This is a genomic window from Pseudomonas sp. RG1, from assembly GCF_025910115.1.
GTDB classification, from domain to species: domain Bacteria; phylum Pseudomonadota; class Gammaproteobacteria; order Pseudomonadales; family Pseudomonadaceae; genus Aquipseudomonas; species Aquipseudomonas atacamensis.
In genome coordinates, this window is the sequence record NZ_JAPCIK010000001.1 from 203,514 (window position 1) to 220,346 (window position 16,833).

At 60.4% G+C, this 16,833-nt stretch carries 16 protein-coding genes; 7 read left to right on the forward strand and 9 right to left on the reverse strand.

The window, feature by feature from the left end:
* Position 1: 1 nt before the first annotated feature.
* Positions 2 to 967, reverse strand: a complete 966-nt coding sequence (locus OK411_RS00935) for a CobW family GTP-binding protein (RefSeq protein ID WP_264364280.1) — start codon at positions 965 to 967, stop codon at positions 2 to 4.
* A gap of 41 nt (positions 968 to 1,008) precedes the next feature.
* On the opposite strand from OK411_RS00935, the gene OK411_RS00940 reads away from it, so the two are divergent.
* Positions 1,009 to 1,365 carry a hypothetical protein gene (locus OK411_RS00940; protein ID WP_016772443.1) on the forward strand — a complete coding sequence of 119 codons (357 nt, stop codon included), beginning with the start codon at positions 1,009 to 1,011 and terminating at the stop codon, positions 1,363 to 1,365.
* A 3-nt stretch (positions 1,366 to 1,368) separates the two neighbouring features.
* On the opposite strand, the gene OK411_RS00945 is transcribed toward OK411_RS00940, so the two are convergent.
* On the reverse strand, positions 1,369 to 2,019 hold the full coding sequence (locus OK411_RS00945; protein ID WP_024014859.1) for a DUF1826 domain-containing protein: 651 nt from the start codon (positions 2,017 to 2,019) through the stop codon (positions 1,369 to 1,371).
* Positions 2,019 to 3,224, reverse strand: a complete 1,206-nt coding sequence (gene zigA, locus OK411_RS00950) for a zinc metallochaperone GTPase ZigA (protein WP_264364281.1) — start codon at positions 3,222 to 3,224, stop codon at positions 2,019 to 2,021. Before zigA ends, OK411_RS00945 begins: the two co-directional genes overlap by 1 nt.
* 207 nt (positions 3,225 to 3,431) lie before the next feature.
* On the opposite strand from zigA, the gene OK411_RS00955 reads away from it, so the two are divergent.
* The 5 genes from OK411_RS00955 to OK411_RS00975 all read left to right on the forward strand — a co-directional run bounded on the left by OK411_RS00955 (position 3,432) and on the right by OK411_RS00975 (position 7,210).
* Complete coding sequence (locus tag OK411_RS00955; protein WP_024014861.1) at positions 3,432 to 3,809, forward strand: hypothetical protein; 378 nt, start codon at positions 3,432 to 3,434, stop codon at positions 3,807 to 3,809.
* Positions 3,810 to 3,892: 83 nt separating this feature from the next.
* Entirely contained in the window at positions 3,893 to 4,789 is an 897-nt protein-coding gene (gene folE2 / locus OK411_RS00960; protein ID WP_264364282.1) for a GTP cyclohydrolase FolE2, read from the forward strand.
* Positions 4,786 to 5,454 carry a metal ABC transporter ATP-binding protein gene (locus tag OK411_RS00965; RefSeq protein WP_122698756.1) on the forward strand — a complete coding sequence of 223 codons (669 nt, stop codon included), beginning with the start codon at positions 4,786 to 4,788 and terminating at the stop codon, positions 5,452 to 5,454. The genes folE2 and OK411_RS00965 overlap by 4 nt, the downstream gene beginning before the upstream one ends.
* Entirely contained in the window at positions 5,454 to 6,323 is an 870-nt protein-coding gene (locus OK411_RS00970) for a metal ABC transporter permease (protein WP_123441889.1), read from the forward strand. The genes OK411_RS00965 and OK411_RS00970 overlap by 1 nt, the downstream gene beginning before the upstream one ends.
* Positions 6,324 to 6,334: 11 nt before the next feature.
* Complete coding sequence (locus tag OK411_RS00975) at positions 6,335 to 7,210, forward strand: metal ABC transporter substrate-binding protein (RefSeq protein WP_130903159.1); 876 nt, start codon at positions 6,335 to 6,337, stop codon at positions 7,208 to 7,210.
* A gap of 83 nt (positions 7,211 to 7,293) precedes the next feature.
* On the opposite strand, the gene OK411_RS00980 is transcribed toward OK411_RS00975, so the two are convergent.
* Positions 7,294 to 7,812 carry a DUF3617 domain-containing protein gene (locus OK411_RS00980; RefSeq protein WP_016772436.1) on the reverse strand — a complete coding sequence of 173 codons (519 nt, stop codon included), beginning with the start codon at positions 7,810 to 7,812 and terminating at the stop codon, positions 7,294 to 7,296.
* 131 nt (positions 7,813 to 7,943) lie between these two features.
* Between OK411_RS00980 and cls the strand changes: the two genes are divergently transcribed.
* Positions 7,944 to 9,383, forward strand: a complete 1,440-nt coding sequence (gene cls, locus OK411_RS00985; protein ID WP_264364283.1) for a cardiolipin synthase — start codon at positions 7,944 to 7,946, stop codon at positions 9,381 to 9,383.
* 10 nt (positions 9,384 to 9,393) lie between these two features.
* Here cls and cfaB read toward each other — a convergent pair whose 3' ends face one another.
* The 5 genes from cfaB to hflK (OK411_RS01010) form a co-directional block, all read right to left on the reverse strand.
* The gene (gene cfaB / locus OK411_RS00990; RefSeq protein WP_122612801.1) at positions 9,394 to 10,581 is read right to left on the reverse strand and encodes a C17 cyclopropane fatty acid synthase CfaB; all 1,188 of its coding nucleotides are present in this window, start codon (positions 10,579 to 10,581) and stop codon (positions 9,394 to 9,396) included.
* A gap of 177 nt (positions 10,582 to 10,758) precedes the next feature.
* Positions 10,759 to 12,669, reverse strand: a complete 1,911-nt coding sequence (locus tag OK411_RS00995; protein WP_264364284.1) for a heavy metal translocating P-type ATPase — start codon at positions 12,667 to 12,669, stop codon at positions 10,759 to 10,761.
* Positions 12,666 to 13,715, reverse strand: coding sequence for a protease modulator HflK (gene hflK, locus OK411_RS01000; protein WP_264364285.1), 1,050 nt, complete (start codon positions 13,713 to 13,715; stop codon positions 12,666 to 12,668). The genes OK411_RS00995 and hflK (OK411_RS01000) overlap by 4 nt, the downstream gene beginning before the upstream one ends.
* Positions 13,712 to 14,773: a protease modulator HflC gene (hflC, locus tag OK411_RS01005; protein ID WP_264364286.1), complete on the reverse strand. Its 1,062-nt coding sequence runs from the start codon at positions 14,771 to 14,773 to the stop codon at positions 13,712 to 13,714. Before hflC ends, hflK (OK411_RS01000) begins: the two co-directional genes overlap by 4 nt.
* Positions 14,770 to 16,731, reverse strand: coding sequence for a protease modulator HflK (hflK, locus tag OK411_RS01010; RefSeq protein WP_264364287.1), 1,962 nt, complete (start codon positions 16,729 to 16,731; stop codon positions 14,770 to 14,772). The genes hflC and hflK (OK411_RS01010) overlap by 4 nt, the downstream gene beginning before the upstream one ends.
* Positions 16,732 to 16,833: the final 102 nt, after the last annotated feature.

The window sequence follows — 16,833 nt, forward strand, 5'->3', positions numbered from 1 at the left end:
CTCACTGAATCCGGCATTCAGCCAAACCGGCTTGCAGCTGTTCGATGTTCTGCGGTTCAGCGAAGATCAGCTCGATTCTTGAGTCTTTTCGCCATTCGCTGGCTTGCCAACTCAGCTCGGCATGCTCCAGCGCATTGCCCGAAACCCAGCCATCGGTGCTGTGGATAACCAGTTTCGCCCGCTTCCAGTCGAGCGCGCTCAGCCAATCGGCGATGCGTGCTTGATCAAATACCTCCCGCGGATGCCAGCGCCAACCGATGCTCCATCCACCCTCCTGCGCCTGACTCAGGCAAATCGGTTCGGCCGGATCACTCCAGACCGCTGGCAGCTGTGCCAATCCAGTGGGCAGCGGCAGATGCCCTGCGCCTTCGTTCGCTTTTACTGCCAGCCCCGGCAGCTCGCTCAGAGGCAGTTGCGCTTGCTGCGTCCAGATCAGCCTGACGGGCGGCAACTGGCTGGCGATTTTCTCTCGAACCGCTTCATCGAGATCTTCGGCCTTGTTCAACAACAGCAAACCCGCGCTGGCCAACGCTTGCTGCTGAGCGTCCGGCAGGGTTCTACCCGCGTGCAGTGCCTGAGCGTCCAGAACCAGCACACAGGGCTGAACCGCCAGCACGCCCAGCCACGGCGCCTCGTTCAATTGCTTGAGCAACTGCGCCGGATGGCCCAGCCCGGATGGCTCGATAAACAGTCGATCCGGTCTGGCCTTGCGCAGCAGGCGGCCGAGGCCGATCTGAAATGGCGCGCCATTGACGCAACACAGGCAGCCCCCGGCCACCTCACCCAGTGCGATACCATCGGCGTCATTCGTCAGCAATGCAGCATCCAGACCGATCTGGCCGAACTCGTTGATCAGCACCGCCCAGCGTTCGTCCGCAGGCCGTTGCGCCAGCAACTGGCGAATCAGGCTGGTCTTGCCGGCGCCCAACGGGCCGGCGATGACGTGGGTCGGAATGTTCTGCAACATGGCGGGTACTTTCTGCGGGACAGTTATTGAGGAGATCGAAGATGCGCTGGTCGGGATGGTCGTTGCTGTTGGCGCTGCTGTCGAGTGAAGCGTGGGCTCAGGCCTGCGTGGTGCACACACAGGGCGAACGGCTCGACGTCAAAGTCTGTCAGCAGAACCGGACGATTCCGCAGAAATTGTTCAATGACGGCTTCTGCCAACCGACGCTGGCCGGGCAGAAGGTCGAGGTGCAATACGTCGACCAGTGCCCCAGCGGCGCTTTCGGCGTGTGCAGCAACGCGCAAGTCGCCAATATGCCCTATCGCCAGGATATCCACTATTACGGCGTGGCCACTGACGCTGCGTATCTCAAGCCGTATTGCGAAGGCCAGAGCCAGGGCGCCTGGCGCAAGCCCTGAATTTCAGCCGAGCCAGTCGAGGGTCAGCAGCAGACGGCGCTCACCGGGCGCCGGTTGCGGCGAACGATGGATCAGGCCGAAGCCTTCATTGCCGTGCCATTTTTCGCCTTTGAGCAACGCGACGTCGCCGCTGTTGAGCTGGCGAATCGACGCTGCACCTTGCGGTTCGGCATCGGCCTGGCCAAGTTGCAGGCGATCCATCGCGCCCTCCTCAAGCCATTGGCTGCCGATGCCAGCGTAAGTAGTGATCAAGCGCACCGGCACGTGATCGACGTGGAAACGCGGACACATGGCCTTGTCCAGCACACGCAAACGCACGCCGATACGCCGCGCACCGAGCAGGCAGGCGAAGGCACTGATCAGCCATTTAAGATCGCTCACGAAACCTTCGAAACCTTGCAGATCACGCAGCCCTGCAGCCAGACCGGCGAGATCCGGTTCGGCATCTTCGTCGGGCAATTCCAGACACAGCGACTCGGCCAAGGGCTCGTTGAGTGACAGCACCAATTGCGCAAAATCGGCAATGTGCACGGGTAGCTGGCGCTGCCAGACGGCGAGATTGGTCTGGTCTTCCAGGATTCGCGTCAACGTTTGCGGTGTCACACCCTGGTGCTGCTGACGGGTAAGAAGCGACTGATCTTGGAGTGCGAGCATCAGGCGGCCTCTTCGTGCCAAGGGCCGAATGGATCAGGCAGCGAACGCCAGCCTTCTACACCCATGGCCATTTCTTCGTCGGTCAGCAGACAGGCATCGAGTTCGGCGGAGAGCTGTAGGAAATCTATGTTCTGACCGATGAAAACCAGCTCCTGGCGGCAATCTCCTACGCTTGGAATCCAGTTTCCCATGATCGCCTGGGCGCTTTCCTGATCTTCGGGCCATTGATTCTTTGGCACGAAACGCCACCAGCGACCGGCGAATCCATGCCGCATCAAGCCACCGGCCTGGGACCAGCTACCGGCATCGGTGGGTTTGCTGGCGAGCCAGAAGAAGCCTTTGGAGCGCAGCAGCTTGCCGTTCAGCCAAGGCCGATCAATGAAGCTGAAGAAACGTTGCGGGTGAAATGGCCGGCGCGCGCGGTAGGCCGTCGAGGCGATGCCGTATTCCTGTGTCTCCGGGACGTGCTCACCGCGCAATTCCTGTAGCCATCCGGGCGCTTGTGCGGCCTGATCGAAATCGAAACGACCGGTGTTGAGGATTTTCTCCAGGGGGATTTCGCCCATCACCATTGGAATGATTTCAGCCTGGGCATTGAGGCGCTTGAGGATGGCGGTGAGTTCTTCACGCTCGTGCTGGCTGATCAGGTCGATTTTGCTGATCAGCAGGACGTCGGCGAACTCGATCTGCTCGATCAACAGATCGGTGATGGAGCGCTCGTCTTCTTCACCGAGAATCTCGCCGCGAGAGGCGAGGCTTTCGGCCGCCTGGTAATCGAGCAGGAAATTCACACCGTCGACCACGGTGACCATGGTATCGAGGCGAGCAATGTCGGCGAGGCTTTGCCCCTGATCATCGCGGAAGGTGAAGGTTTCAGCGACCGGAAGCGGTTCGGAAATGCCGGTGGATTCGATCAGCAGGTAATCAAAACGATCCTCGCGGGCGAGTTTGCTGACTTCTTCAAGCAGGTCTTCGCGTAACGTACAGCAAATGCAGCCGTTGCTCATCTCAATGAGCTTTTCTTCCGCACGGTTCAGGCTGACATCGCGCTGGACTTCACTGCCATCGATGTTGATCTCGCTCATATCGTTGACGATCACCGCAACGCGCAAGCCGTCTCGGTTACGTAGTACGTAATTCAAAAGTGTACTTTTTCCGGCACCGAGAAATCCTGAAAGTACGGTGACGGGCAATTTGGCTGACATTGGATAATCCTCATAAATGGCAGCCGATTTGCGCTTTGAGGTGCGCTTGGCGTGTTGCGCTTCATTTAACCGGGTCAAAGAAGGCATACGATTGTGATCGGCAGCTCAGGCTGGGTGCGATTTATGTTATAGTATAACAACTTCATTTTGCCAGTCCGGCAGAGGAGATTTCGCAAGTTGCTGCACCACCGATCGTGGAAACTCGCAATGAACCAGGGGTTGAAATGCCTGCTTTTGAGCTTTGCCATGTCGCTGGCCAGCCAAGCACAGGCGCACATGCCGGGGCCGGCGCACTGCACACGCAGCGCTAATCTGCTGGCGTGTGTAGACGTCGACGGCAATGCCTATAGCGTCAATACGGTAGGCACCACGCTTTACCTGCGCGGATTCGAGAAGGACGGCCATCGCTATTGGGCGCAGACCAACAGCCGCTTCGGCCAATTAACCTTTTTTACCGGTATTGCCTCCGATGGCGAGGCTTGGGTTGGCTATACCCGCCGTGTCGGCTGGACAACCATCAACCGCTTCTCCAGCTCGGGAGGGAGCAGCGCAAGGTTCACTTGCAGCCGGATGACGGGCTGCTAGTGAAATCCTTTTCATGAAAAAAGCATCGCTGAATGGATTGTTATAATGTAACGTAAATAGAGATCAATACGACGGTCTCAACCATGAATGCTCTTACTCTCCCGGATATCGCCGCCCAATCTGCACGCTTGGCACTGCCCCTCGACTGGGTAGGCATGCGTGGGATTGCTCTACCCGTTGTGCTTGAAGGCCAATGCCTCAGCGCCAGAGTCGACGCTGGCGTGAGTCTCGATGATGGTGAAGCGCGTGGTATTCACATGTCGCGCTTGTATCTGGCACTCGAAACCCTCGAACAGCGAAGCCTTTCTCCCGCTTTGCTGCATCAGGTACTCAAGTGTTTTCTGACAAGCCATCAAGGTCTATCCGCCTGCGCGTATCTGAATATTCACACCGAATTGTTGCTGAAACGACCCGCGTTGGTCAGCCCCTTGGCCGGCTGGAAATCCTATCCGGCGTCCATTTCAGCGAGCCTGAAACAGCAAATGTTCCACGTGGAACTAAAAATTGAACTGCCCTATTCCTCGACGTGCCCATGCTCCGCAGCCTTGGCAAGACAATTGATCCAGCAGCAATTCGTCGACGATTTCGCCAACAAGGCTCTGCAACATGCCGATGTTTTGGCATGGCTTGGCTCAACTAAAGGGATCGTAGCGACACCGCACAGCCAGCGCAGCTATGCGCAACTGCACCTGCAACTCGACAATTTCATCGACGAGCTACCGCTGACCGCGATCATCGATGACGCTGAAGCAGCCCTCGGCACCGCCGTGCAGACCGCAGTAAAGCGCCCTGACGAGCAAGCCTTCGCACTCGCCAATGGGCAAAACCTGATGTTCTGCGAAGACGCCGCGCGCCGCCTCAATCTGGCACTGCAGCGCACGCCCGGCATCAACCAATTCCACATCCGCGTGATCCACGCCGAAAGCCTGCATGCCCATGACGCCGTCGCCGAAAGCAGCTGGCGACGGGAGCAAAAATGATCCGCTGCCAATCCTTGGTATGGGGCGCACCCGGCCAACCGCTGACGACGCCTTTGAGTCTTGAGTTCGAAAGCGCCAGCCTGACCGCAATCATCGGCGCCAACGGCTGCGGCAAAAGCAGTCTGCTGAAAGTCATCGCCGGTTTGCAGAAGCCCTTGGCCGGCAAGGTGGAAATGGCTGTTCCACGCCAAAGCGGCATTTCCTTTCTGCCGCAACAGCAACATTTGGATCGGCAGTTTCCAATCAGCCTCGAAGAGCTCATCGCCGCAGGTTTCTGGGGCCGTCGGCTCTCGACACAGCTGCGCACGCAGCGACTGAAAAACGCATTGGAAGACTGGCATTTGAGTGGACTCGAACAGCGCCCGTTGATGGCCCTGTCCGGCGGTGAGCTACAACGTGCCCTGCTCGCGCGACTGAGCCTTGCTGACGCCCCGGTGCTGTTGCTGGACGAACCGCACGCCGCACTCGACGAACTCGGCCAGCAATTGCTCTGGCAGCACATTCACCACTGGCACGCCGAAGGCCGGACACTGCTTGTGGTCTGCCATGACCTGGCGGCTGTCCGCCAACACATTCCGCATACCCTGCTGATCAAAAACGGCCACTGCGTGTACGGAACCAGCCGAGAACTGATCCAGCCAACACCGCACATGCAGGTCGCCTGATGCTCGCCACCGTCAGCCATTTCTGGCAGCCGTTCAGCGAATTCGTGTTCATGCGCCGCGCCTTGCTCGGCGGCCTGGTGCTGGCATGCAGCACGGCGCCCTTGGGTGTTTTTCTGATACTCAGGCGTATGAGTTTGATCGGTGACGCCGTCGCCCACGGCATTCTCCCTGGTGCAGCGCTGGGATTCTGGTTTGCCGGTTTGAGTCTTCCCGCACTCACCCTCGGTGGCTTGGGAGCCGGGCTGAGCATGGCCGGACTCGCGGCCTGGATCACCCGGCGAACGGGGTTGCGAGAAGATGCCAGCCTCGCCGCGATCTATCCGATCTCACTGGCCAGCGGCGTTTTGATCCTTGGCATCGCCGGCAAGCGCCTCGACCTTCTGCACTTGCTGTTCGGCTCAGCGTTGGCCGTAGACGGGCCGACGCTGACCGGCATGCTGTGGGTCTCGGCGGTCAGCCTCATGGCGATGGCGGCGATCTACAAACCTCTGCTGCTGGACACACTGGACCCATTGTTCTTGCGCACGGTCAGTCGTCTCGGGCCGCTGGCTCATGGCGTGTTCCTGACTCTGGTCGTGCTGAATCTGGTGATCGGCTTTCAGGCCATCGGCGCACTGATGGTAGTCGGGCTGATGATGCTTCCGGCTGCCGCGTCGAGATTCTGGAGTCGCCGCCTACCGCTACTGATTGCCGTCGCCGCGGTCATGGGCTGCGTATCTGTGTGGCTCGGCTTGCTGCTGTCGTTCTACTACTCGCTGCCCAGCGGCCCGGCCATCGTGCTGGTCGCGGGGGTCGGCTATCTGCTGTCGGTGGTGTTCGGACCGGTTCACGGTTTGCTGCGCCGCCCGCCTTTGCTCACATCCCAATGAGGTGTTTCCCGATGCGCGCTCTACTCGTGCTGTTCAGCCTGATGTTGTCGATGTCCTTGTCAGCCGCCGAAAAACTGCCGGTGGTCACCAGCTTCAGCATCCTTGCCGACATGGTTCATCAGGTCGGCGGCGAGCACGTTGAGATCACCAACATGGTCGGCGCGGACGCCGATGCGCACACCTACGAGCCGACACCGGACGATGCCAAGGCGTTGCTCAAAGCCAAAGTGATCATCAAGAACGGCCTCGGTTTCGAACCTTGGCTGGATCGCCTGGTGACCAGCACCGACAGCAAGGCAACGGTGATCAGTGCCAGTCGCGGGGTGATTCCACGTTCGCTCGATGAAGATGGCGAAACCGTTCCGGATCCACACGCCTGGCACAATCTGGCGAACGCTGAGTTGTACGTCGCCAACATCACCAAGGCGCTGATCGCCGCCGACCCGGCCAACAAGGCTGACTACGAGCGCAACAGCCAGACCTACCTCAAGCAGATCTATGCCCTGCTCGCCGAAGCCAAAAACAAACTCGGCGCGCTGCCGCCGGGTAATCGCAAGATCGTCACCAGCCACGATGCCTTTGGCTATCTGGGTCAGGCCTATGGCATCGACTTTATCGCGCCACAGGGTTTATCCACCGAACGCGAACCCTCCGCCGCCGAAGTCGCTGCGCTGATCACGCAGATTCGCCAGGCCAAGGTCAAGGCGGTGTTCATGGAAAACATCAAGGACGCGCGCCTGCTCAAGCAGATCGCGGATGAAAGCGGCGCACACATCGGTGGCACGCTGTACTCGGATGCACTGGCTTCCACCGGGCCGGCGAGCACCTTTACCGGGCTGTTCGAATACAACCTCAATACGCTGTACAAGGCGTTGAGTCAGCCATGACTTGAGGTGCACTTCCGATCTATTCGCGAGCAGGCTCGCTCCCACAGTTGGAATGGCTTCCAACTGTGGGCGTCGCAGAGGGTTCAAGCGCGGGGTTTTACCGTGCCGCAATCCTGACCCAGCCACACGGCACGGGTTTCCAGACTACCCTTCTGGTTGATACCGATGGCATTGAAGGTGCCATTGGCAACGGTGGTGAATTCGCGGTCACTGAGGAATGTCGCGACGCCGGTGCCTTGGGCTTTCGGGCAGCTGAAGCGGAATTTCCACTGGTTGCCGGTGCGCTCGGTGATCTGTTGCTTGCAGCCCGATTGCGGATCGGCCAACGGGATGTCGTTGGTCGCCACCTGCTGCGGCGTCAGGCAAGCGCGGATGCCTTTGCCGCCGATGTTGATGCCGTTCTTCTCCAGCGCCGCGCGCTGCTGCGGGGTGATCTGGCCTTGAATCTGGCCAAGGATCGATTGCACATCCATGGCCTGATCATCGACCTTCAGATTGCTCGAAGACATTTCCCACAACCCCGGCTGCAGCATTTGCGCCTGCGCAACCACCGGCAATGCCAAACCCAGGCCCAGCGCCAAACCCAGCAGACGAACGTTCATCGAGAAACTCCTGATCAGTTGTGGCCGTTAGACGCCGGCCGGTTGCGTCGGTTCATGCACCGATTAAATAGAGACATTCGCCGCAGAACATGGTCTGTTAAGCATTGCATCTCGCGGAGCAAGGCTGCCCCATGGATTTTTTCGGACCGCACATTTTCGGTTACCTGGTCGCCCTGTTGCACACACTCGGTTCGATCGCTGCGATCCATGCGGTGCTCACCGTGCGCACTGCGCAAGGCTCGATCGCCTGGGCATTGTCGCTGATCTTCATTCCCTACCTCACGCTTATTCCATATCTGGTATTTGGTCGCAGCACCTTCGATGGCTACATCAAGGCGCGGCGCCAGGCCAACGAGCAGATGCGCCTGGCCATTTCCGAATTGAACTGGCGCCCGTGGGTGGAAGAAGCCTTGGCCGCCCGCGCGTCGAGTGCCTACGCCTCACTGCGCGCAATGCCGAAACTGGGGCGCATGCCGTGCCTGGCGAACAACGAGGTGCAACTGCTGGTGAACGGCACCGCGACCTTCGATGCGATTTTCCAGGCGATCGCACAAGCGAAGGAAGCCGTGCTGATCCAGTTCTTCATCATTCACGACGATCGGCTCGGCCAGCGCTTGCGTGATCTGCTTTTGCAGAAAGCCGCCGAAGGCGTGTCGATTCATTTGCTCTACGACCGCATCGGCAGCCATGCCCTGCCCCATCATTACGTGCAGGCGCTGCGTGATGCCGGCGTCGAGGTCAAAGCCTTTGCCACGCGCAGCGGCTGGCTCAACCGCTTTCAGGTCAACTTCCGCAACCACCGCAAAATCGTTGTGGTTGATGGCGTAGTCGGCTTTGTCGGCGGGCATAACGTCGGCGATGAATACATGGGTGAGAAGCCACCATTGGCGCCGTGGCGTGACACCCACGTCAAAGTCCGCGGGCCGGTGGTGGCCTGCATGCAGGAATCGTTCGCCGAAGATTGGTTCTGGGCTGCTCGTACTCTGCCGCCGTTGATCCTTCCGGATGCGTATCCGGAGGACGGCGTGCTTTGCCAATTGCTCGCCAGCGGCCCGGCGGATGCCTACGAAACCTGCTCGCTGTTTTTCGTCGAAGCCATTCACGCAGCAACACAACGGGTCTGGATTACCAGCCCTTACTTCGTCCCGGACGAAGCCGTATTTGCCGCGCTAAGGCTGGCAGTGTTGCGCGGTGTTGATGTGCGCCTGCTGTTGCCGTCGCGGCCTGATCATCGCATCGTCTATGCCGCCTCCAGCCTGTATGCCTTCGAGGCGGTGCGTGCCGGCGTGCGGGTGTTCCGCTATCGACCGGGTTTTCTGCACCAGAAAGTGGTGTTGATCGACAGCGAGATCAGCGCCATCGGCAGCGCCAACCTGGATAATCGCTCGTTCCGCCTGAATTTCGAAGTGATGTTGCTGACCGTCGACAGCGAGTTCGCCGCCGCCGTGGAACACATGCTCAATGACGATTTCGCCCAGGCCGATGAAGTGGCCAAAGAAGAAAGCCGGGAGATCCACCGCCTGCAACAGGTCGGCATGCGGATCGCCCGGCTGATTTCGCCGATACTCTGAGCGCCCCGTTTCAGGGGTGGTAGATGTCGTCGCGGGTCCAGGGCAATTCGTGGCTGCCATCCGGATGCGCCTTCACGGCGAGGATCTGATGCAGATTGATCCAGCCCCGGGCAAAGGCGTACGCGCAACCGGCCAGATACAGACGCCAGATACGCAGTGCTTGCTCAGGCACCAGTTTCGCCGCAGCTTCGAGGTTATCCTCCAGTCGCTCACTCCAGTGATCGAGCGTGCGCGCGTAGTGCAGGCGCAAGCTTTCGACATCGACGATTTCCAACCCGGCTTCACTGATCTCGGCTGAGATCATCGCCAGATGCGGCAGCTCGCCGTTGGGGAACACGTATTTTTCGATAAAGTCGCCAGCGCCGCGTCCAACCGGCCGGCCATCGGTGTGTTTGGCGGTGATGCCGTGGTTCATCACCAGGCCGCCCTCCTTCACCGCGCCAAACAGCGTTGCGCAATACTCGGCGAGATTGGCATGACCAACGTGTTCGAACATGCCGACGCTGACAACCTTGTCGAAGCGGCCGTCCTGCGGCAGATCGCGGTAGTCGAGCAATTGCAGTTCGACCTGATCTTCCAGCCCCTCGGCCTTGACCCGCTCCTGCGCCAGCGCCAACTGCTCCTTGCTCAAAGTAATACCGAACACCTTTACGCCGAACTCTCGCGCCGCATACCGCGCCAGACCGCCCCAACCGCAGCCGACATCCAGCAAATACTCGCCCGGCTGCAAGCGCAGCTTGCGGCACAGATGGCGGAATTTGGCTTGCTGCGCCTGTTCGAGGGTTTCGCTACCGGTTTCGAAATAGGCACAGGAATACGCCATGTCGCTGTCCAGCCAGAGCTGGTAGAACGCATTCGACAGGTCGTAGTGGTAGGAAATGGCCTTGGCGTCAGTGTCCTTGTCGTGATGCGCACGCACCGGCTGACTGCCTTCGTCTTCGTCGAGCAGCGCATTGCTCAACTCGTCACAAACCCGAATGACCTCGCTGATCGAGCCCTCCAGTTCCAGCTTGCCTTCGACGAACGCCGCACCCAGCGCATCCAGGCTTGGGTGGGTGAATTGAGTAACCATCTGCGGGTCCTTGACGACGATGGTTACGCTGGGCGTCGGGCCCAGATTGAACTCGTGGCCGTCCCAGAGTCGCAGGCGAAGCGGTAACTGCAGATTCTGTAAGGCCGGTGGAAGTTGCGCGAGCATGGAAAATCCCCCCTTGTTTCAGACGTCTGATCTGAGGGTAGACCAACCTGGAAAAATAGCAGGCTATCGATTCGATCGGCCTTGTCTATCGTGATCGGCACATCGGCTGAACGCCACAGACGACGCGCCTTACGATAGATGACTGCCTGCGCACTCGGCGGTTCGATGAATTTTCTTTCATTTAGCCTGAGCGTCAAGCCTGAGCAATGGCTCCTGAAAGCGCAGCAAACGTCCGGCGTTGCCCAACACCAACAGGGTGCTCAGGTTATGCAGCAGCGCCGCGATCATCGCCCCGGCGGCACCAAGCCAGCCGAACGCCGCGAAGACTACGATGGCCAGCGTCCAGCCGAGGCCGATAATCACGTTGACCTGCAAAGTACGCCGGCACTGACGACTCAAGCGCACGCAAGTACCGAGGCGACGCAAGTCGCTGCCGATCAACACGATGTCCGCCGACGCCAAGGCAATGTCGGCCCCGCCAGCGCCCATCGCCACGCCGACCACGCCGGCTTTGAGCGCGAGTGAATCGTTGATGCCATCGCCCACCACCATCGGACGAAAGCCGTGGTCGATTTCCTTGAGCACGCGATTGAGTTTGTCCTCCGGGAGCGCTTGCGCCTGCACTTCGCTCAGCCCGACTTCCTGCGCCAGGGTTAGGGCAACACTCTGACGATCACCGGTCAACAGGAGTTGGCGTCCCAGCCCCAGTCCACGCAATTCGTTCAAGGCAAAGCGCGCTTCCGGTTTGATGCTGTCGGCGAGCAAAAGCCAGGCGAGGAATTCACCGTTCAAAGCCAGGCCGGCAATCGGGCCATCGTGGTCAGGAACGAGGGTCGTTGTGATGCCCTGTTGCGCGAACAACTCTGGACGACCGAGCGCAGCTTCGCCCTTCTCTGTCGTCGCCACTACGCCCAAGCCTTGGCGCTCATGGATGTTGGTCAGAGGCCAATACGCTTCCTGATCAACCAGCCCAGCGAGTGCCCGGCTCACCGGATGACTGCTCGCCGCGCCGAGACTGGCGGCCAGTGTCTGCACTTCGGCGGTGTCCGCATTCAGGCTGTCGATCGACTGCAAACGCAAGGTGCCGTAAGTCAGCGTGCCGGTCTTGTCGACCACCAGCGAGGTCAGATCGGCGAGTTCTTCGAGGAACGCCGAGCTGCGAATCAGAATCCCGTGACGCGCGGCGACGGCGACACCGGCAATCGCCGTGGCCGGCGCCGACAGCACCAACGCACACGGACACGCCGCCACCAACACCGCGAGCATCGCCTGTGCATCATGGGTGACGAACCAGGTCACCGCCGCCAGCAACAAGACCAGCACCATGTAGCTGCCGGCATAGCGTTCGAGCAATCGCGTGATCGGCGGTTTCGAGCGCTCGGCGTTTTGCATCAGGGCGATGACTTTGCCCAAAGTGGATTCGTCGCCGGTGCGAGTGACTTCGACGCGCAGCAATCCATCGAGGTTGATCGCGCCGCCGAACACCAGCATCCCCATCCCCGCCTCCATCGGCACCGACTCACCGGTAATCGACGCGGTATCAAGGCTCGCCTGCCCCGATAAGACCCGACCGTCCGCCGGCACCCGATCACCGGCCCGCACCTCGACAACATCGCCAGCGCTGAGCGTGCCGTTGTCCACTTCAATGATCGAACCATCTGCTTGCAGCTTGCGCGCATGGCTGCGGGTCAACTGGCCAAGCGCATTGATCGCTTCCTGGGAGCCGATCACGCTGCGCTCCTCAAGCACATGGCCGAAGATCATGATGATCGGCAACAACGCCGCAGTGAGCAGATCACCGGTCGCCCAGGCACCGAGCATGGCCAGCGCGATCAACTGATCGGTGATGCCGTGCAGGCTCGGGTAACGCAGGCTGTACCACGCCGAACGCATCACCGGAACCGCTACCAGCAACGAGGCGAAACCGAGCAGCAACTGGCTGACACCGGTTTGCTCCGGGAGCATCCAGCGCCAGAGCAACCCCAGACCCAGCAATCCGAGCGCAAGCATCGCCAGGGTCAACTGACGCGCGGCGCGACGTTGTTCGGCCGAGGACAACAGACTCGGAGCAGCGGTGGTCGCCGTCATTGACTGGCTCCTTGAATGATCAATCGGGAATCGTCTTTCGGGTTGACGGTGGTGACCGACCCGGCCTGACCGAGAATTTTCGGCAGGCGTTCGCGATACAGACGCAGGAGCATTTGCGGGTCGGTAGACGTGGCCAGACTCGAGACGGTTGCGGTATCGGTCGAGGCTTTGGCAAGACGCTCGCCCGCCTGCGCGTGAGCTACCTGCAGCGTGCGGTCTGCCTGTTCGTTGGCGGACTGGGCAAGTTTCTCGGCATCGGTGCGCGCGTTAGCCACTGCTTTGTCAGCCTGCTGACTGGCCGTCAGAACCGCATTGAAGGCACTGACCGCTGGCTCCGGCAGACTTGATTGCACATCCACCCGCGACACCTCAATGCCAATACCCTGGCCGCTCGCCTTCAGTTCAGCGAGTCGCGCGTTGATGCCTTGCACCAGATCACCGCGCAATCGCTCACGACGCTCGGCCGCCTGATTGTCGGCGCCGATCAGTTCCGGGCGAGCGACCAGAATGGTGTCGAGATCTCGCGCGGCGGTCAGGGCCACGGCGCTGCGCGTCACCAGCCGATCGAGTGCTGGCAGCACATGTTCGCCCTGCAACACGAACGTATAGGGATCGGAGACTTGGTAAAACACTCGCACGTCCAGTTGCACTACGCCGGCATCGCCGGTCAATAAATAACCAGACCCGGCGAGTGCATCACTCAATGGCGTGGCGAAGGACGCCACCCGGTCAGCCGTCAACGCCTCGTCACTGCGCAACAGATTTTCCACTCGGCGCTCGATCATCCGATCCGCCGCCGGCAACAGAACCACCTGTTCAAAGGGTTGCGGCCACGCCCATAACAGCCCGGCATTCTGAACGCGATCCAGCGCGCCGAAGTGCAGCACCACGGCGCGGTTTTGCGGATCAATCTGCCGGACATTCGAGAACACCCATGCCAGTGCGGCCAAAACAGTGATCGCATACAGGGCGATGAAGGTCAGACGACCGGCCTGAATCCACGGACTGTTCAACGCATGTGTTCCACGTGGAACTTCTTCGCTCATGGCTGCGATCCAGCTTTGTTGTCGAGCGTCGGTGGGCCGTCGACCAATATGCGGAAAGGTGCGGCATCGGTGCGCAGAATCAATTTGGTGTCCGGCGTGACGATGGTGCCGAGGGTATCGAGGGAGCGCAGCAAGTTGTAAAGCTGCGGCGAACTGGCGTAAGCGCGCCCATAAATCTGCGCAGCCTCGACCCGGGATTGCGCTTCGATATCGGCGGCTTTCACCGTCGCATCGGCCTGGACGATCCGCGCATCGCGCTCGGCGGCGGAGCGAATTTGCGCCGCTTCGCGTTTGCCGATCGCTGTACGTTCCGTAGCAATGGTTTCACGCTCGGCACGCATGCGGTCGACCGTGGCGCTGAGCGTGACCGATGGCAAAGTCAAACGCTCGATACCCACCTGCACAACGCGCACGCCATATGTAGCAAGCAACTGTTGATCGATCTGCTGACGCAACTGCGTTTCAAAATCGCCGATGCGCACTTGTTTGGCATCAGTGTTGACCAGATTCGCCAGATCGAAACTGCTGGCCGTGGTCTCCAGCGCTGAGCCGACAAAGGTTCGAATCTGCCGCGCCGCTTCGTCCGGCTGATTCTGCACGGCACGCATGAAACGCTGCACGTGTTCAGGATCACCCTGCACCTGCCACGCCACGTAGGCCTGAACGATGATGCGCAAACCGTCCTTGGTGCCGACGTCCTGCAAACCACTTGAGGTGGTACGTAGACGCAAGTCCACCGGGATCGCCGCTTCGAACGGTGCCGGCCAGCGCCAGCTCAAACCGGGATCAAGCAATACCCGCGAAGGATTACCGAAACGGGTGATGACCGTGGCTTCACCGGAGCGCACTTGCACCAGACTTGCGGCGGCAATGGCAAACGCCACCAGCAACGCAGCCCAGCCCATACGCCGCCAAGGAAATGGTCCGACTTCTGGCACCTCGCCGTGATGGTGGTGATGTCCATGATGATGGTGATGCCCGCCGTGGCCGTGGCCGTGGCCGTGGCCGTGGTCGTGGCCGCTGTGGTCGTGAACGTCATGAACAGGCGACTGGCTCAATGGGTGGCTCCTGGTTGAGCGGTGGTACGGGCGGGCGACGGATCAGTCGGCAGTGTGAAAGTACGCAGATCGATGGTTGGCGCATTTGCGCTCCCGCCAAGTCGATGATCGAGTATCAGCAACCTGGCTTTACTCAAGCCCTGACTGAGCTGGCTGAGATATTGCTCCAGCACGAAGGCCTGGCCAGCACTGGCGAAGGCTTTCTGTTCGGCGCTGAATTTCAGGTCTGCTGTTTGCGCAACGGCGTTGATCTCCCGCGCGTTTGCCGTTGCCTTATCCCGCGCCGTACTCGCCTGCAACTGCGCCTCGTTAGTGGCCTGCGCAGCCGCCCCGCGTTCGCGAGCGATCAACGCCTGCGCGCCGATCTGCGCCGCTTGCACACTGTGGTAGGCATTCGCCGCGCCGGCCGGTGGATGAATCGCTTCGACGACTGTGGAAAGGATCTCCACGCCACTGTTCAATCTGTTCAGATCGCTTTGCACTGCGCGACCGATTTCCCCAGCCAGTCCAGCCCTGTCGTCGCCGAGCAGACCGTCGAGGGTGCGCGAGGCAAAATCGTGAACCAGGATGCGGCTGGCGGTGCTGCGAATCAGTGTCGGTACATCGGCGCTGTTATAAGTCGCGGCGAGTGCCGCCTCGTCGTTCAAACCGATGCGATAAACGAAGCGCACGTCCATGTTGACGATTTGCAGGCCCTGTTGCGCGCCGCGGCTGCTGGCGATGACCTGGGATTTGTCGTTGACGTGGCTGGCGTCCCACAAACGGTTGGCGGTCAGCGGCGCCGGGCCTTCAGCGGAATCGGACTGCACGGCGATTGGCTTGTCGCCAACACTGGTTGCCAGTTCATGGACCACACCGTTTTCAACGGAGATCACACGCCCCAATGGCCAGGGCAAACCGGCATGCAAACCCGGGCCGAAAACCTGTACCGGTTTACCGAAGCGCTCGTAGATGCCGCGACCTTGCAGGGGAATTTCATGTACGCCGCTCAGCAGCCAACCGCTCAGGGCGACCACCGCCAATACCGGCAACAAGGCCCGACGCATGTAACTGAAGGCCCAGATCTGCCGCAGATCGATGCCGAACCGATTGTGCATTTCATGCTGCAACGCCAGCCACGGCTGCGGCGGCCAACGCAGCATATCGGCGATAAAACTGCGCGCCAGCAGGGTCGGTTCCAGTTGTTCACGCCGCGGGCTGAAGACAGACAGTAACGCGCGCAACAGCAGTTCGACGGCAACCAACATTGGCAGGACTGCGCTGAGCACCGCCACGCGTACCGGCCAGACTGCGCTTTCGCTGGCAAACAACAGACACAGCGCACCGATCAACAGGGTGATGATCACCACCCGGGTCAGTTGCGCCAGCGCAGCCGCTTCCGGCCATTGCGCCGGCGGTTCCTGCGTCAGATGCCGCTCCAGCACCAGCAGGGCAAACGCCAGCAACAACGCCAATGCCCCACCGATGCTCGCCGACAGCCCCAAGGCCGCCGCAGGCAACGTGAGATTCCACACCTGCTCAATACCAAGCAGAACCAGCAACGCCCAGCCGCCGAGCCACAACGTCGGCGCACCGATTTGTCCAAGCAGATGGCGGCCCTGCTGACTCAATCGCTCCAGCAGCCTTTCGTACCAGCCCTCGGCTGCAGCGCCCTCCTCCACAACGGTCGGTTGCGAAGCTGGCGGATGCATCACCCGCGCGCGCCAGTGCGTCACCCACCACGCCGATTGCAGACCGGCGACCAGCACCAGCAACGCCGCGCTCTGATTGACCAACAACGGCAACCACAGGGACTGCGGCGCAAACAGGCCGACGAAAAACGCCAGCACCCAGCCCAAACCGACCAATGCGCCAAGTCCATAAGCCAGCCGACGTAATTCGCGTGACTGCGCAGCTGCTTGCTGAAAGCGCGGCAATCCGTTGACTGGCGTGGCGTCCAACTCAAGATCGACTTGCATAACACCCCGAAAATGTAGTCTCTGCGTTCATAGCGTTACGATATAACGCAAACTGTGAAATATTCGTACACAATTGTGCTTATTCAAAGATGCCGCAGCTGT

What these genes read in the sequence shown, in the direction of transcription:
- cls (WP_264364283.1), top strand. Translation starts at nt 7,944, where the DNA reads ATGGATTTTTTCGGACCGCACATTTTCGGTTACCTGGTCGCCCTGTTG.
- OK411_RS00995 (WP_264364284.1), bottom strand. Translation starts at nt 12,669, where the DNA reads ATGACGGCGACCACCGCTGCTCCGAGTCTGTTGTCCTCGGCCGAACAA.
- hflK (WP_264364285.1), bottom strand. Translation starts at nt 13,715, where the DNA reads ATGAGCGAAGAAGTTCCACGTGGAACACATGCGTTGAACAGTCCGTGG.
- OK411_RS00975 (WP_130903159.1), top strand. Translation starts at nt 6,335, where the DNA reads ATGCGCGCTCTACTCGTGCTGTTCAGCCTGATGTTGTCGATGTCCTTG.
- OK411_RS00935 (WP_264364280.1), bottom strand. Translation starts at nt 967, where the DNA reads ATGTTGCAGAACATTCCGACCCACGTCATCGCCGGCCCGTTGGGCGCC.
- folE2 (WP_264364282.1), top strand. Translation starts at nt 3,893, where the DNA reads ATGAATGCTCTTACTCTCCCGGATATCGCCGCCCAATCTGCACGCTTG.
- OK411_RS00940 (WP_016772443.1), top strand. Translation starts at nt 1,009, where the DNA reads ATGCGCTGGTCGGGATGGTCGTTGCTGTTGGCGCTGCTGTCGAGTGAA.
- cfaB (WP_122612801.1), bottom strand. Translation starts at nt 10,581, where the DNA reads ATGCTCGCGCAACTTCCACCGGCCTTACAGAATCTGCAGTTACCGCTT.
- OK411_RS00980 (WP_016772436.1), bottom strand. Translation starts at nt 7,812, where the DNA reads ATGAACGTTCGTCTGCTGGGTTTGGCGCTGGGCCTGGGTTTGGCATTG.
- OK411_RS00965 (WP_122698756.1), top strand. Translation starts at nt 4,786, where the DNA reads ATGATCCGCTGCCAATCCTTGGTATGGGGCGCACCCGGCCAACCGCTG.
- hflK (WP_264364287.1), bottom strand. Translation starts at nt 16,731, where the DNA reads ATGCAAGTCGATCTTGAGTTGGACGCCACGCCAGTCAACGGATTGCCG.
- zigA (WP_264364281.1), bottom strand. Translation starts at nt 3,224, where the DNA reads ATGTCAGCCAAATTGCCCGTCACCGTACTTTCAGGATTTCTCGGTGCC.
- OK411_RS00955 (WP_024014861.1), top strand. Translation starts at nt 3,432, where the DNA reads ATGAACCAGGGGTTGAAATGCCTGCTTTTGAGCTTTGCCATGTCGCTG.
- OK411_RS00970 (WP_123441889.1), top strand. Translation starts at nt 5,454, where the DNA reads ATGCTCGCCACCGTCAGCCATTTCTGGCAGCCGTTCAGCGAATTCGTG.
- OK411_RS00945 (WP_024014859.1), bottom strand. Translation starts at nt 2,019, where the DNA reads ATGCTCGCACTCCAAGATCAGTCGCTTCTTACCCGTCAGCAGCACCAG.